General features: G+C 66.2%; 15 protein-coding genes. 4 read left to right on the plus strand and 11 right to left on the minus strand.

All coding sequences use genetic code 11. The features are described 5' to 3' along the window. Window positions 1-30: 30 nt before the first annotated feature. On the minus strand, window positions 31-1,101 hold the full coding sequence (locus Q4543_RS06160) for an ABC transporter ATP-binding protein (RefSeq protein ID WP_303436912.1): 1,071 nt from the start codon (window positions 1,099-1,101) through the stop codon (window positions 31-33). Window positions 1,102-1,286: 185 nt separating this feature from the next. Here Q4543_RS06160 and Q4543_RS06165 point away from each other — a divergent pair, with 185 nt between their 5' ends. Further along, window positions 1,287-1,610 carry a PRC-barrel domain-containing protein gene (locus tag Q4543_RS06165; RefSeq protein WP_216003759.1) on the plus strand — a complete coding sequence of 108 codons (324 nt, stop codon included), beginning with the start codon at window positions 1,287-1,289 and terminating at the stop codon, window positions 1,608-1,610. Between the two features lie 111 nt (window positions 1,611-1,721). Here the strand turns inward: Q4543_RS06165 and Q4543_RS06170 are convergent, their stop codons facing one another. The 5 genes from Q4543_RS06170 to uxuA form a co-directional block, all read right to left on the minus strand. Continuing rightward, entirely contained in the window at window positions 1,722-3,029 is a 1,308-nt protein-coding gene (locus Q4543_RS06170) for a TRAP transporter large permease (RefSeq protein ID WP_303436914.1), read from the minus strand. Next, the gene (locus Q4543_RS06175; RefSeq protein WP_303436915.1) at window positions 3,026-3,520 is read right to left on the minus strand and encodes a TRAP transporter small permease; all 495 of its coding nucleotides are present in this window, start codon (window positions 3,518-3,520) and stop codon (window positions 3,026-3,028) included. Before Q4543_RS06175 ends, Q4543_RS06170 begins: the two co-directional genes overlap by 4 nt. Before the next feature lie 88 nt (window positions 3,521-3,608). Beyond that, entirely contained in the window at window positions 3,609-4,604 is a 996-nt protein-coding gene (locus Q4543_RS06180) for a TRAP transporter substrate-binding protein (protein ID WP_303436916.1), read from the minus strand. Between the two features lie 156 nt (window positions 4,605-4,760). Continuing rightward, window positions 4,761-6,251 carry a mannitol dehydrogenase family protein gene (locus tag Q4543_RS06185; RefSeq protein WP_303436917.1) on the minus strand — a complete coding sequence of 497 codons (1,491 nt, stop codon included), beginning with the start codon at window positions 6,249-6,251 and terminating at the stop codon, window positions 4,761-4,763. Beyond that, window positions 6,248-7,465: a mannonate dehydratase gene (gene uxuA, locus Q4543_RS06190; RefSeq protein ID WP_303436918.1), complete on the minus strand. Its 1,218-nt coding sequence runs from the start codon at window positions 7,463-7,465 to the stop codon at window positions 6,248-6,250. Before uxuA ends, Q4543_RS06185 begins: the two co-directional genes overlap by 4 nt. Before the next feature lie 112 nt (window positions 7,466-7,577). Between uxuA and Q4543_RS06195 the strand changes: the two genes are divergently transcribed. The 3 genes from Q4543_RS06195 to Q4543_RS06205 all read left to right on the plus strand — a co-directional run bounded on the left by Q4543_RS06195 (window position 7,578) and on the right by Q4543_RS06205 (window position 9,963). Next, window positions 7,578-8,285, plus strand: a complete 708-nt coding sequence (locus Q4543_RS06195) for a GntR family transcriptional regulator (protein WP_303436919.1) — start codon at window positions 7,578-7,580, stop codon at window positions 8,283-8,285. After that, window positions 8,282-9,499 (plus strand): AGE family epimerase/isomerase, encoded by a 1,218-nt coding sequence (locus Q4543_RS06200; protein WP_303436920.1) that lies wholly within the window; start codon window positions 8,282-8,284, stop codon window positions 9,497-9,499. The genes Q4543_RS06195 and Q4543_RS06200 overlap by 4 nt, the downstream gene beginning before the upstream one ends. 140 nt (window positions 9,500-9,639) lie before the next feature. Further along, a complete protein-coding gene (locus Q4543_RS06205; protein WP_303436921.1) occupies window positions 9,640-9,963 on the plus strand; it encodes a hypothetical protein in 324 nt (107 codons plus the stop codon). 197 nt (window positions 9,964-10,160) lie between these two features. Here Q4543_RS06205 and Q4543_RS06210 read toward each other — a convergent pair whose 3' ends face one another. The 5 genes from Q4543_RS06210 to Q4543_RS06230 all read right to left on the minus strand — a co-directional run bounded on the left by Q4543_RS06210 (window position 10,161) and on the right by Q4543_RS06230 (window position 15,357). Continuing rightward, window positions 10,161-10,877 carry a GntR family transcriptional regulator gene (locus Q4543_RS06210; protein ID WP_216003767.1) on the minus strand — a complete coding sequence of 239 codons (717 nt, stop codon included), beginning with the start codon at window positions 10,875-10,877 and terminating at the stop codon, window positions 10,161-10,163. A gap of 178 nt (window positions 10,878-11,055) precedes the next feature. Next, window positions 11,056-12,570 (minus strand): aldehyde dehydrogenase (NADP(+)), encoded by a 1,515-nt coding sequence (locus Q4543_RS06215; RefSeq protein WP_303436923.1) that lies wholly within the window; start codon window positions 12,568-12,570, stop codon window positions 11,056-11,058. Between the two features lie 2 nt (window positions 12,571-12,572). Then, window positions 12,573-13,307, minus strand: a complete 735-nt coding sequence (locus Q4543_RS06220; RefSeq protein WP_216003769.1) for a ribonuclease activity regulator RraA — start codon at window positions 13,305-13,307, stop codon at window positions 12,573-12,575. Between the two features lie 40 nt (window positions 13,308-13,347). Next, entirely contained in the window at window positions 13,348-14,874 is a 1,527-nt protein-coding gene (locus tag Q4543_RS06225) for a tripartite tricarboxylate transporter permease (protein WP_303436925.1), read from the minus strand. Then, complete coding sequence (locus Q4543_RS06230) at window positions 14,875-15,357, minus strand: tripartite tricarboxylate transporter TctB family protein (RefSeq protein ID WP_303436927.1); 483 nt, start codon at window positions 15,355-15,357, stop codon at window positions 14,875-14,877. Window positions 15,358-15,373: the final 16 nt, after the last annotated feature.

Here is a 15,373-nt window from a genome sequence, read left to right on the forward strand (position 1 = left end):
GTCAGGCGTCCTTTTGGGAGGGAGGAAGTATCAGGCGGCGGCGGGAAGCACCCAGCCGTCGCGCAGGGCGATGGTGATCCGCTGGCCCTGCGTCAGCGACGCGGGCGCAGGAATGTTGAGCGTGAAGGGAATGTCGGCGCGCGGCCCGGCCATGACCTCGGCGCGCAGGAAGGCACCGCGATAGCTGGCGCGGATGACATGCGCGGGGATGCCCTCGGCCTCGGGGACCATGTGCAGATCGCCGGGATGAAAGCTGACCCGCGCGCGGGGCTGGGCGCGCTGATCGGGTCGACAGCGCAGCGGCGCGTTGCGCCCGAGCAGCTCGGCGCGGGCGCGCCCGGCGCCCATCGGCTCTAGGCTGCGCACGTCGATGACGCGGCCCTCGCCGATGAAATTCGCCACGGTCTCATCGGCCGGTTCGCTATACAGCGCGCGGGGCGCGGCGAATTGCAGGATGCGGCCCTTGTCCATCACCGCGATGCGATCGGCGAGGGCCAGCGCCTCGGATTGATCATGGGTGATGTAGAACATCGTTGCGCGCGATTGCGCATGGAAGCGGGCGAATTCCTCTTCCAGCGCGGCGCGCAGATGCACGTCGAGATTGGCCAGCGGCTCGTCCAGCAGCACCACCCGGCTTTGCATCGCAAGGCAGCGCGCAAGGGCGACGCGCTGGCGCTGACCGCCCGACAGATCGGCGGGGCGGCGATCGGCCAGCGGGCCAAGTTCGACCGTGTCGAGCACCTTTGCGACCCGCGCCGCGCGCTCGGCCTTGGCCAGCCCGGCGATCTTCAGCCCGTAGGCGACGTTCTGTGCCACCGTCATATGCGGCCACAGCGCATAGTTCTGGAACACCACGCCGATGCCGCGATCTTCGGGGGGCGTATGGCGGCTGGGGCTGGAAACGGTCCGCCCACCAACGGCGATGGTCCCGGCGGAGAGGCGTTCGAACCCAGCGAGACAGCGCAGCAGCGTGGTCTTGCCGCAGCCAGACGGCCCAAGCACGGCGACGAATTCGCCCTCGTTGATGGCCAGTGACACGTCGTGCAGCACCTGTGTGTTGCCGAAACGTTTGCCAAGAGTATCGATGCGAATGTCGCTCATCTGCCGGTCCTGTCCAAGGCACTGCACAGCTGTGCAGTCGCGGCGACAGATGCCCCGCCGAGTTAAAACCGGCGCGACAGTTTGCTGAAGCTTTCATGACAGTTGGCGGCTTTGCGGTGTCAGGTGGAACCTTGACGCCGCGCATCGGTTGTAGGGGCAGAGACATCCAGAAGAACGGAGATCACATGACCCGCACTATCCTTCCCGCGCTCGCCCTCATCCTTGCCGGTGGCGCTGCCACGGCCCAGGGCCTGAACGTCGATCTGCTGCGCTCGGTGGATGATATCGACATCATCGGCCCTGATGGCAATCAGGTCGGCGAGGTCGAAGATATCCTGATCGATGCCGACGGCGCGCCGGTGGCTGCTGTTATCGAAGTTGGTGGCTGGCTCGACATCGGCGACGAGGACGTGGTCATTTCGCTGAGCGAGCTGACCTATCAGAACGGCGCCTACACCACCACCATGACCAGCGACATGCTCGAGACCCTGCCCAAGTGGGACGACTGAGCGATTGCATCGGCCCGGCGATGATCGCCTGTCGATGACCCGCTGACGATGCTTGCCAACAAAAAACGCGCCCCCGGTCGGAACCGGGGGCGCGTCTGGGCGTGGGGGAGGTTAAACCGCGCCCGGCATGAGCTTGCGTGGGAGCCACAGCGCAAGCTCGGGAAACAGGATCACCAGCAGCAGGATGATCAGCATCGGGATCAGGATGATGACCACGTCCCGCATCACCTTCATCACGCTGATCTCCCCGATCGCCGCCGAGATCAGCAGGCACAGCCCGTAGGGCGGTGTCACAAGGCCAAAGGCCAGCGAGATGATGCCGATGATCGCGAAGGTCACCGGGTGGATGCCCGCGGTGGCCGCCACCGGCATCAGCACGGTGCCGAGGATGATGATCGTCGGGATGGCGTCGATGAACAGGCCGAACAGCAGGAACAGCAGCGCGATCAGCAGGCCGGTTTCGAACGGTCCGGCTTCGAACATGGTCAGCCAGCCGACGATGAGGCCCGGCACCTTGTAAAAGGCCAGCAGCCAGCCAAAGGCCGTCGCCGTGCCGATGGCGAACAGCGAGATCGAGGCAAAGCGCCCGGTGTCGTAGAAGATCTCGCCAAGCTGGCTGAAGCTCACGGTGCGATAGACGAACAGCCCGAGGATCATCGAATAGAACGCCGCGATGATGGCGCTTTCGGTCGGGGTCACGATGCCGCCGATGATGCCGCCAACCACAAAGATCGGGGTAAGCATCGCAAGGATCGCGCCTTTGAACGCGCTCCAGAAGCTCGACAGGGTGGGGCGGTCGCTGATCGGGTAGCCGTAAATCCGGGCGTAGACATAGACGGTACCCAGCAGGGCGGCGCCGATCAGCAGCCCCGGAATGGCACCGGCCAGGAACAGCCCGCCGACCGAGATCTGCATGACCCCGCCCCAGACCACCATCAGGATACTGGGCGGGATGATCACCCCCATCACCGACGAACAGGCGGTGATGGCGACGGCAAAGCGCAGATCGAAGCCTTCGCGCTTCATCGCCGGAATCAGGATCTTGCCGCAGCCCGCCGCATCGGCGGTCGAAGAGCCGGAAATGCCCGCGAACAGCATCGAGACCATGACGTTCACATGGCCCAGACCGCCCGGCATCCAGCCGGTCAGCACCCTAGCGAGGTTGATCAGCTTGTCGGTGATCTGGCCTGAATTCATCAGGTTCGCCGCCAGCAGGAAGAACGGCACCGCCAGCAGGATGAAGGAATTGTAGGACTGGAACATACGGTCCAGCAGGATGAACGGGGTCAGGCGCAGATCAAGCAGCACCACCGGCACCGTGGCCAGCCCGAGGGCAAAGGCGACGGGCACGCGCAGCATGACAAGCAAGAGGAAACCGCCCACGAGCAGGGCACAGGCCAGTGCGGTCGAGACGATCATTGTGCGGCGCTCCTTGCATCGCGATAGGTGGCGACGGCTTGCGCCAGCCGGTAGGTTGCAAAGATCGCCCATGCGGCGCCAGCGATGGGCACGGACACATGGGTCAGCGCCATGTTGGCGTTCATCATCACCGAATGCTGGATCGCGCCGAACTTGGTGTACTCGATGCCGTAGATTACAAAGATCGCGCCGAAGATGATCAGCAGCACAAAGACAAAGCCGTTCTGGATCAGCGTGCCAAGCGGAGAGGTCGCATCCGGGATCACCAGCACCGCGAAATGCGTCCCGTCCCAGACCGCGATCATCGAGCCGATCATCACGACCCAGACAAAGATGAAGGTCGCCAGCTCTTCGGTCCACAGGTAAACGGGGATGATGCCGGTGTAGCGCGCCAGCACCTGCGCCGCGACGGGGATGGCCAGCGCCATGGTGAGGATGCCGATGATCACCCTCAGACCAAGGCAGAACCGCTCGAGTATCTTGCCGATCATGTCGTATTGCCTTTGTGTTCAGCGGCGAAGCTCGCCGGGGCAGGGGCAATCGCGCCGGGGAAATGCCCGGCGCGACCGGTCTTGCGCCTTACTTCGCGCGGATCGCGCTCAGCAGCTCGGTGGCGCCGAGCTCTTCGGCATAGGCGTCCTGCACCGGAACCACGAGGTCAAGCATCGCATCGCGGCCCTCGAATTCGGTGACGGTGATCTGGCCCGCGTCGACCATCTGCTGCAGCTTCTCGCCATCCTCGCGGCTTTCCAGCTCGCGGCCATAGGCACCGGCGGCGGCACCGGCATCAAGCACGGCCTGCTGCAGATCCTCGGGCAGCTTGCGGAAGGTCTTGCCGCTCATCACGACGGGGCGCACGGTGATCGTGTGCTTGGTCAGCGTGACGTTCGGCGCGACCTCGTAGAACTTGAGGTTCTGGATCGACGCGGCCTCGTTTTCGAAACCGCCGATCACGCCGGTCTGGATGGCGTTATAGACCTCGTTATAGGCGATGGCCGAGGGCGCAGCGCCAAGCGCCGAAAAGATCTTGGCCTGAATCGGCGCGCCCATCACCCGCATCTTGTGACCGGCCAGCTCGTCCATGTTGGAAATCTCACCGTCGGACACCAGATTGCGCGTGCCGCCCCCGGCATAGCCGATGACCTTGATGTCGGCCTTTTCATAAAGCTCGTCCTCGAGCGGCTTGAGCACGTCCGAAGACAGCACGGCGTTCCAGTGATCGAGATCGCGGAACAGGAACGGCATGTCCATCAGCGGGATCGACGGTGCGAACACCGCCATGTTCGCCGGGGCCATCACCGCGTAATCAATCGCGACGCCCTGCTGCAGGAAGGTGACGAAATCGCTCTCGTCGCCCAGTTCACCGTTGAGGTGCATCTCGAATTCCAGCTCGCCGTCGTAGTTTTCGGACAGCTGCTTTTCGAATGCGCGCAGGGTCTTGGTGTAGGCGTGCTGTTCGTCGAACATGCTGGCGCCGCGCAGCGTGATCTCTGCCGAGGCCGCGCCGGTCAGGCTCGCGGTTACGGTCGCGGCAAGCGCGATGGCCTTCGCAAGGCCCGTTGCTTTGATGGTCATGGAGTTCCTCCCTTTGGAAAAGTCTGGCAGTCCGTTGGCTGCCGGTTGTGCCCTGTCTGGCCTGTCCCTCCTCAGGATACAGCGCCGGGCGGTGGTGAGCATTCTAGTATACCAGATCAGTCTTTGACGCGACGCACAATCGTTTTTGCCCCTGTTTCAGACGTGACTGTAAGTGTTTGCGCTCGCAGTTTCCTGTTCCACACAGGCAAGGCTACCCTGTTCAAGCGCAACCGTCAGTATCTCTTCGATGGCGGCGCGCCAGTCCGGGTTCTTGCCTAGGGTTTCGGGAATCAGTCCGGGCAGGCCATGCAGCGCGGCGGACAGGCTTGTGGCGTCGGGCTGCTCGGGCAGGGCCGCCTTGATCTGCGCCGCGCGCGGGTCGCGCAGCTCGTAAAGGGTGCCGTCATCCTGCCGCCCAAGGCAAAAGCGCATCCACATCGCCGCCGCAAAGGCAAAGGGGCGCAGCGGGCGGCCTTGCGCAATGGCCAGCAGCGCCGGTTCAAAGATCCGCTGCGGCAGTTTCTGCGTGCCATCGGTGGCGATCTGAAAGGTCTGATGCGCGATCGACGGGTTGGCAAAACGCTGCGCCAGCGCCTCGGCATAGGCGTCGAAGGGGGCGCCGGGCAGCGGGTCGAGCAAGGCCGCCGCGGCCGCCATATGACGCCGGACCAGCGCCGCAAGCGCCGGGGTCTGCATGACATCGCGCACGTAGGTGCAGCCGGTCAGATGCCCGGCATAGGCCAGCATCGAATGGCTGCCGTTGAGCATGGTCAGCTTCATGCGCTCGTAGCCCGCCACATCCTTGACGAACAGCGCGCCGCCAGCGTCCCACTGCGGGCGACCGGTTGGAAAGCTGTCCTCGATCACCCATTGCACGAACGGCTCGGTCTCGATGGCGGCGCGATCCTCGCAGCCGGTCAGCCGCAGCGCCTCGCTTGCGGTGTCGGCAGAGGGGGCCGGGGTGATCCGGTCGACCATCGAGCAGGGAAAGGCGATGGTCTGCGCGATCCACTCGGCAAGGGCATCGCCGCGCGCCGCGCCGGCAAAGCCGATCACGCCGTCGCGCAACACCACGCCATTGGCCGGAAGATTGTCGCAGGACAGGATGGTCAGCGGCAGATGCCCGGCCTCGCGGCGCAGGCGGCTTGCCTCGACCAGCAGGCCAAGCACGCCGCGCGGCGCCTCCGGCGTTTCCAGATCGGCGGCCACTGCCGGGTCAGCGCGGTCGGGCGCATGGCTGGCCAGATCGATGCCGTAGCCTTTTTCGGTGACGGTGATCGTCACGATGCGGATTTGCGGGGCGCAAAGCGCGGCCAGCGTGGCGGCGGGGTCGGCGGCGATCACCCGGCTTACGGCGCCAATGACCCGGGCGCGGCTGCCCGAGGCATCGCGTTCGATCACTGTGTAGCGCCCATCCTGCGCGTTGATCTCGCGCGCAATATCGGCAGAGCGCAGGCTGACGCCGACAATGCGCCAGTCTGCGGGCTCTGCGGCCAAGGCATCATCGGTGTAAACCGCCTGATGCGCCCGGTGAAACGCCCCGAAGCCAAGATGCACGATGCCCTCGCCGCGCTGCTCGGGATCATAGGCCGGCGCCTGCACCAGCGGCCCAAGCGCGGCCTTGGCGCCAAGTCTTGCGGCGCTCATTGGATGGTTCCTTCTTGCGGGTGGCTCAGCGCGGTGATGATGCCGCGCAGCTCTGCCAGCCCCTTGAGCCGCCCGATCGCCGGATAGCCCGGCTGGGTGCGCCGGGTGAGATCGTCGAGGATGTTCTGCCCGTGATCGGGGCGGAACGGGATCGACCAGTCGGCCCGGCCTGCCTCGCGGCGCTTGCGTTCCTGGCGCAGCACGGCGGCGACCAGCGCCACCATGTCGGTGCCGCCGCCCAGATGTTCGGCCTCGTGAAAGGAATTCACCGCGGCGTCGCCTTCGATGCGCACGTTGCGCAGGTGCAGGAAATGCACGTGATCGCCAAGCCGGTCCATCATGCCGGGCAGATCGTTGTCATGGCGCGCGCCAAGCGAGCCAGAGCACAGCGTGATGCCGTTTGCGGGCAGATCCGCCATGTCGCGCAGGGCGCGATAATCCGCTTCGGTCGACATGATGCGCGGCAGCCCAAGCAGCGGGAAGGGCGGATCGTCGGGGTGGCAGCACAGCCGCAGGTTCAGATCCTGCGCAACGGGGGCGATTTCGGCAATGAAATCCGCCATATGGGCGCGCAGCCGCTCTGGCGCGATATTGGCATAGACCGCAAGCCGGGCGCGCAGATCGTCCAGTGTCAGGTGTTCGGCGGCGCCGGGCAGGCCGCTGACGATATTGCCGGTCAGCGCGACCTTGTCGGCATCGGTCATGCCCGCATGGCGGCGTTCGGCCTCGGCGACCACGTCTTCGGCAAAGCTCTCGGCGGCGCCGGGGCGCTGCAGGATGTGGATGTCGAAACAGGCGAAATCCACCAGATCAAAGCGCATGCAGGTCGCGCCGCCCGGAAGCCGATGCGCAAGGTCGGTGCGCGTCCAGTCGATCAAGGGCATGAAATTGTAGCAGACCACCTCGATCCCGGCCTGTGCCAGATTGCGCAGGCTTTGCTTGTAGGTGTCCAGATGGGCGCGCCAGTCGCCGGTCTGGCGCTTGATGTCCTCGGAGACGGGCAGGCTTTCGACCACATCCCAGCGCAACCCCGACGGGCTGCCGTCGTGCAACTGCGCCACGTCGGCCTGACGCTGCGCAATGTCCTCGGGCTGCCAGAGCGCGCCGGGCGCGATCTGATGCAATGCCGACACGATTCCCTCGACCCCGGCCTGCCGGATGTCATCGATGGAAACCGGGTCATTTGGCCCGAACCAGCGCCATGTTTGTTGCATTGCGTCTTTCCTTCCCTCGTGCAGGCGGCGTCGAATTGTCGGTCAGCCTTGCACAAAGATTTCTAGTATGGAAGTATGCAAGCTGTCAAACCCGATCTTGAAAGGACGCGGCATGATGCCCGGCATTCCGATGATCCAAACCGCCGAAGGTGCCGTTTCCCCGCAGGTTTACGGGCGACTGCGCGAGCGGATCGTGCGCGGGGCGCTGGCGCCGGGGCAGCGGCTGTCTGAAACCGAGGTTGCGGCAATCTACGACGTGTCGCGCCAACCCGTGCGCGAAGCCTTCATCCGTCTCGCCGCCGAGGGGCTGCTGGAGATTCGCCCCCAGCGCGGCACGTTCGTGCGCAAGATCTCGGTGGCGGCGGCGCTGACCTCGCGGCTGATCCGCGAGGCGGTCGAGGCAGACCTCGTGCGCGCCGTCGTGGCGCGCCGCACCCCCGAGATCGAGGCTGAGCTGCGCGATCACATCGCCCGCCAGCAAGACATCGCGGCAACCGGCAGGCCGGCGGAATTCATGATGCTGGACGAGGCGTTTCACCGGGCGCTGGCGCAGGCCGCCGGGGCGCCGGATGTCTCGACCTATCTCGAGGCGCTGAACGTGCAGCTGAACCGGGTGCGCCACATGACCGCCCGCGAATTCGCGCCGGATATTCTGGTGGCGCAGCACAGCGCCATTGTCGATGCCATCGCGGCAGGCGACGCCGACGCCGCCGATGCGGCGATGCGGCGCCATCTGCGCCAATTCAATCAGGATCTGCCGACCATCGTGCAGAGCTATCCCGACAGTTTCGACGATATCGAGGCATTGAAGACCGAATGACACATGATCTGACTCTCGGGGCCGTTGCGCCCCAGACCCTGCCCGCCGATGCAGACCCGGCCGCATGGGTCGACTGGTACTGGTGCGAGGCGCTTCCGGCTTGGGTCGAAGCCGCTCGCGCGCCGGGGGCCATCGGCTTTCACGATGTGCTGGACGAGAGCGGCGCGCCGACCAACCCGCGGCGGCGCACCATTCTGGCGCAGGCCCGGCTGTTGTTCGCCTTTTCCCACATTGCCCTGCAATCCGGAGCACCGCGCTGGCACGGCGCGGCGCAGATCGCCCGCGACGCCGTGGCGGCCTTGCGCAAGGCGCCCGGTCTTTACTGCCTTGCCCGCAGCGAAACCGGGGCGCCCACCGGCGATCCCGCCGACGAGGTGATGCGCAGCTACGATCTGAGCTTCGTGATCCTTGGGCTGGCCACATGGGGGCGGCTGTCGGATGAGGATGTGTCGGGCGAGATCGAAGCCTGCTGGCGCGCGGTTGAAACCGTGCTCACCGATCCGGCCACGGGGCTGATGCTGGAACATGATGCGCTGAGCGATCCGGCGGCGCCAGATGCGCCGCCGCGCGCGCAGAACCCGCATATGCACCTGTTCGAGGCCTGCCTTCAGGCCTACGAGATGACCGGCGCGCCGGACTGGCTGCGCCGCGCGGGGCGGATGCGCGCCAAGGGGCTGGAGTATTTCTTCGACGATGAGACCGGCACGATTGCCGAATTCATCGCACCCGACCTGTCGCCGCTGCCCTCGCCCGAGGCGGAGCGGCGCGAGATCGGCCATCAATGCGAATGGGCGTGGCTGCTGCTGCGCGAGGCCGATCTTGGCGGCGATCCGGCCTCGCGGCAGATCGCGGCGCGGCTGCTGAGTTTTGCCGATCGTGTCGGATATGAAAGCAGCGGGCCGATGGCCGGTGCCATCTTTGACGCGGTGTCGGCGGATGAGACGTGGCGCGAAGATCGCTTCCTGCTCTGGCCGCAGACCGAGGCGATCAAGTCCTGCGCCGTGCGGGCGCAGGACCCGGTGCAGGCGGATCGGGCGCGGGCGCTGGCGGGGCGGATGTTCCGCAGCTTCTTTGCCGGGCGCTGTCATTACGTGAACCAGCTCGACCAGCAGGGCGGGGTGATCTGGTCCGAGGCGCTGTCGCGGCTGCAATATCACACGGTGCTGGCGCTGACCGAAGGCGCGCGGGCGGGGCTGTGGCGCGGCCCGGCCTGAGCCGGGGCATCGCTGCGCGCCGGGGCTGACATCTGACCTGCATCCTGTCTTCACATTTCCTGCAAACCGGCTGCACCGGATGGTGCGACTGGCGGGCAGGGCACCCTCTGGTGCCGCATCATAACGTGGAGTCCCATCCGATGAGTCAGAACCCTGTCCGCCCCGCGCGCCTCTTTGCAATCATTGCCCTTGCGGCGGCCAGCCTGACGGCGCTGCCGGTGAGCGAGGCCCGGGCCGATGCCTCTGACAGCCGGGTGCAGCTCGCCCAGTCGGGCGAGAAGCCAGCCCGCCCGCCAAAAGAGGCCATCGACGCCTGTTCGGGCAAGAGCAACGGCGCATCCTGCAGCTTTGCCGGCAAGGATGGCACGTCCATGAGCGGCACCTGCAAGGCGCCGGATTCCAAGACTCCGGCAGCCTGCGCCCCGGCAGGGGCCCCGGCGGGAGGCGCCCCCAGCAAAGGCTGATCCGCCGACAACGAACGTCCTTGTGGCCCTCTTCGCCAGAGGAGAGGGCCGCTTGACCGGCTGGTTTCGCGCGCCGCCACGAGGCTGGTCCGCAGGCCGGCGCGCCGGGATTCGCGGGCGCCGATTGCAATCAGAGCAAACCTGCACAGGCAGGCCGCGATGCCCCCTCCGGAAGGGGGCTCAGCGCTCCGGCGATGTTACAGGGGCCGGGCCGGTGCCTGTGGCTCTTCATCCGGATCGAAATAGGCGCTGTTCTTCTCGCGGATCGCCGCGATGGTCGAATCGAGCCGCGACAGGTGCAGCTTGCCGGCCGCGACCGCCGCATCGGGGTCATGGGCGATGACGTGACGGGCGATCGCCGCGTGATCCTCGATCAGAAGCGGCATGCCGCGCTCTTTGGACAATGCCAGCATGCACAGCCGGTCGAGTTTCGATTTCTCGCTCCGGATCACGTCGAAGGCGTATTCCGTACCGGCAATTTCGCATAGCAGCCTGTGAAAGTCGTAATCCATCTGTCCGAATGCGTCGAAATCCGCGTTCTCCATCAGCGCCTTTTGCGCCGTGATCGCCGCGTCAAGCGCTGCGGCTCCGGCGCTGTCGCAATGGGTTGCGGCGCGGCGCAGCACCTCGGCCTCGATCGTGGCCCGCACGAAACGGGCTTTTTCGATGGTGCGGTTCGAAAAGCGTTTGACCTCGGTCGCCTTTTGCGGCCGGATCAGCAGAAGATCCATGTTGGCAAGGCGGGTGAAGGCGTCGCGCACCGGCTGGCGCGACACACCGAAACGGGTCGCGATCTCGGCTTCGGAGATCTTGCTGCCGGGCAGCAACCGCAGGGAGACAATCTCTTCATATAGATGGCTGGTGACGATATCGACGCCGGTGCGCCGGTCCCAAGTCTTGGTCATATCTGCCATTTAGCTCTCCTGATAGCGTCTCATAGCCACAAGGTCTGATGAAATCCAGACGTCAGAAGGCTCGGTGGTGCGCCAGCGCCAAGGCGAAGGCGCTTTTGGCACAGGGCTTGCAAAAAGGCCCGGCGCCTCCTTTGGGGGACGCCGGGCCTGAGATCAGAGCGATGCCGGGGCGCGGCCCTTAGCGCAGATCCTCGGGCAGCAGCGCCGCGGGGATGTTCTGGTAGCACACCGGGCGCAGGAAGCGCCGGATCGAGAGGGTGCCGACCGATGTGGCGCCAAAGTTGGTCGACGCCGGGTAGGGGCCGCCATGCACCATGGTATCGGAGACCTCGACGCCGGTGGGGTAGCCATTGGCCAGCACCCGTCCCGCCATCTTTTCAAGCACCGGCAGCAGGGTGCGGCCAAGCTCGGTGTCGCCATCGTCAAGCTGCAGCGTTGCGGTCAGCTGGCCGGTGAAGCTGCGGGCGATCTCGTCCATCTGCGCCGCATCCTTGACGCGCACGATCAGCCCGAGCGGGCCGAAGACCTCTTCGGCGAGCGCATGATCCGCCAGCCAGGCCTCGGCCGAGACCTCGAACAGCTGCGGCAGCGCGGCCCGGCCTTCGCAGGGCTTGCTGAGCAGCGTGGTCACCCCGGCGCTGGCCGCAACGCGGGCCGCGCCATCGTCAAAGAACGACGCCATGTTGTCGGTGAGCATGGTCTGCGGCGCGGTGGCCTCGAGCGCGGCAGTGGCTGCGTCGCGGAACGCATCGGCCTCGGGGCCGTCGATGATGATCGCGATGCCGGGGTTGGTGCAGAACTGCCCCGCGCCCATGGTCAGCGATCCGGCCCATGCCTTGCCGATGTCGGCGCCGCGGGCGCTGGCCGCCTGCGGCAGCACGAACATCGGGTTGACGCTGCCAAGCTCGCCGTAGAACGGGATCGGCTCGGGGCGCGCTGCGCACAGATTGAAAAGCGCGCGACCACCGCCGAGGCTGCCGGTGAAGCCAACCGCCTTGATGCGCGGGTCCTGCACCAGCGCTTCGCCGACAGCGCGGTTGCCGCCCTGCACGAGGCTGAAGATGCCCGCATCCATGCCAAGCTCGGCAATGGCGGCGGTGACGGCATCGGCAACGATCTCGCCGGTGCCGGGATGTGCGCCATGGCCCTTGACCACCACCGGGCAGCCTGCGGCCAGCGCGGCGGCGGTGTCGCCCCCGGCCACCGAGAAGGCCAGCGGGAAGTTCGACGCGCCAAACACCGCGACCGGGCCGATCGGGCGCTGCATCATGCGCAGGTCAGGGCGCGGCAGCGGTGCACGGTCGGGCAGCGCCGCATCGAAGCGGCGATCCAGATAGGCGCCGTCGCGGATATGCGCCGCAAACAGGCGCAGCTGGCCGGTGGTGCGGCCACGCTCGCCCACAAGGCGGGCCTCGGGCAGCCCGGTTTCCGAACTGCCGACGGCGGTGATGGCATCGCCGCGCGCATCGATCTGATCGGCGATGGTTTCGAGCAGCACGGCGCGCCGCTCGCGGCTGGTGGCGGCAAAGCCTTCAAAGGCGGCATGGGCAGCGGCGCAGGCGCGCGCGACCAGATCGGGGCTGCCAGAGGAGAAGGCCGCGCCCATGCCGGTGGCCGGCGACGAGGAGAAGGTCGTGTCCGAGGTCACGCGCTCGCCGGCAATCAGGTGGGATCCGTGGAAGTGATAGGTCATGTTCAGCGTCCCGTTCGCTCACGCCATTCGGCGTATTTGGTCAGGTTTTCTTCGTCGGTCGCAGGGTAAAGGCCGATGATCCCGGCCCCGCCCTCGACTTGTTCGAGCACGAAATCCTCGAAGGATTCCATGCCGGTGCATTCCTCGGCGATCTCGTCGGCAAGATCCGCCGGGATCACCATCACGCCGTCGCCATCGCCAAGCATCACATCGCCCGGAAACACCGGCGCATCGCCGCAGGAGATCGGCACGTTGATGTCGATCGCCTCGTGCAGCGTCAGGTTGGTGGGCGCAGACGGGCAGGCGAAATAGGCCGGCATGTCCAGCGCGCCGATGCCAGCGGCATCACGCACCCCGCCATCGGACACCACGCCAGCAGCGCCGCGCTTGGCAAGGCGGGTGATCAGGATCGACCCGGCAGTGGCGGCGCGGCTGTCCTTGCGCGCATCCATCACCAGTACATGCCCCGGCGGGCAGGTTTCGATGGCCACGCGCTGCTTGTGCTCGCGGCTGCGGAAGGCGGTGATCGGGTTGCGGTCTTCGCGCGCCGGGATGTAGCGCAGGGTGAAGGCCTGCCCCACCATGGTGACCGGCTTGCGCTCTACCGGCACCACGCCTTGCACGAACTGGTTGCGCAGGCCGCGCTTGTAAAGGGCGGTCGCAACCGAGGCGGTCGAGACCTTCATCAGCTTGTCCCGCGTTTCATCGGACAGGATGTAGTCTGCCTGGTCTTTCATTTTGGGGTCCATCCTTCGATAGGGGGTAAGGGTTACGGGGTCAGTGCGTCTGATTGACGGGCGGCGTGGCGGGTTTGCGGCGCTGGCGCACCGCCTTGTAGATCGAGACCGCCCAGAGCAGCAGCACGCAGACCCCGAGGGTGGCCGCGATGGGCCGCTCGAAGAAGGCGAGCAGATCGCCGTTGGACTTGATCATCGAGGTCATGAACATGCGCTCGAACATCGGCCCAAGCACCAGCCCGAGGATGATCGGGGCGACCGGCACGCCGTTTTCCTCGAGGATCCAGCCGGTGATGCCCATGCCCAGCATGATGACGATGCCGAACACCGAGTTGGTCATTGCAAAGGCACCGACGATGCACAGGCTCATGACGATGGGCAGCAGCACGCGCGAAGGCACGCGCAAGGTCTGCTTGGCCACTTTGACCGCGCCCCAGCCCAGCGGCACCATCATCAGCGTGGTCAGCACGAAGATCATGAACACCGCGTAGATCAGCTGCGGGTTTTGCAGGAACACCGTCGGGCCGGGGTTCATGCCCTTCATGTAGAGCACGCCGATGACGATGGCGGTGACGCTGTCGCCGGGGATGCCGAACACCAGCGCCGGGATCCACGAGCCACCGATGGCGGCATTGTTGCCGGCAGAGGCATCGACCAGCCCCTCGACATGGCCGGTGCCGTATTTCTCGGGGGTCTTGGAGAATTTCTTCGACACCGCATAGGACATCCATGCGGCGATATCGGCGCCAGCGCCCGGAAGCGCCCCGATCAGCACGCCCATCAGCGAGCCGCGCACCACATTGGTGGGATGGCGGCGGATGATGCCGCCGACGCCCTTGAACAGCGGGCCGGGCGTGACGCGCATCTCGGTCGGTGCTGCGCGGCCATGCAGGCGGATGACGCCGCGCATGACCTCGGCCAGCGCAAACAGGCCGATCATCGCGGGGATGAACTCGATCCCGGCCAGCAGGTCGGTCATCCCGAAGGTAAAGCGCGGCACGCCGGTGGTCGGGTCAAGCCCAACCGTCGCCAGCGTCAGCCCCAGCAGCAGCGCGACGGCCGCCTTCAGCGGATCGCTCGAGGCGACGAAGATGGCGCAGGACAGGCCCAGCGTCGCCAGCCAGAAATATTCGTAAGAGGTGAAGCGCAGGGCGAATTCGGCCAGCATCGGCGCCGCGACCACCAGCACCGCGATGCCGATCAGCCCGCCGATGCAGGACACTATGAGGTTGGTCCCAAGCGCCTCGTTCATCTTGCCGCGCATGGTCAGCCGGTAGCTGTCCTCGACATAGGCGGCAGAGGCCGGTGTGCCGGGAATGCGCAGCAGCGCGCCGGGGATGTCACCGGCAAAGATCGCCATGCTGCTGGCCGAGACGATGGCCGCCAGCGCCGGGATCGGATCCATGAAGAAGGTCAGCGGCACCAGCAGCGCCGTGGCCATGGTGGCGGTCAGCCCGGGCATGGCGCCGACGAACATGCCGAAGGCTCCGGCGAGCAGCGCGGTCAGCAGAACTTCGGGTGACATCACCAGAAGGAAGGCTTGCGAAAGAATATCGAGTCCGGGCATTTACAGCACCCCGTCCAGAAAGCCGCGCGGCAAGGGCACACGCAGAAGGTCGACAAACAGCCACCAGCAGACCACCGTCGTCGCCAGAGCGAGCAACAGCGCCTTGATGGCGGACAGGCGCAGCACCAGAAACAACACGCTCAGCCCGATCACCGACACCGGCAGGAAGCCCAGCATCGGCGACAGCCAGATCTGTGCCAGAATGTTGCCGAGCACGGCAAACAGCGCCGGGGCACCGCCCTCGCGCAGGTCGGGAACCAAGGCAAACACCGGCCCCGAGCCGCCAGCCGCGCTGCGCCGCAGCCGCAGCTCGCGCAGCATCATGATGGCGCCGCAAAGGATGAAGCCCACCGCAAGGATCGACGGCAAAAGCGCCGCGCCGTAAGGCTGGCCCTGGAAGGACGGAAACTGCGACGCCAGCCACAGCACCGCGATCCCGAGCAGGACGAAAAAGCCGCCCAGCAGAGCGTCGGAAAGTTTCATGGAGTCCCCCCGGGGT

It is taken from the genome of Salipiger sp. 1_MG-2023 (assembly GCF_030547555.1).
Taxonomy (GTDB): Bacteria; Pseudomonadota; Alphaproteobacteria; order Rhodobacterales; family Rhodobacteraceae; genus Salipiger.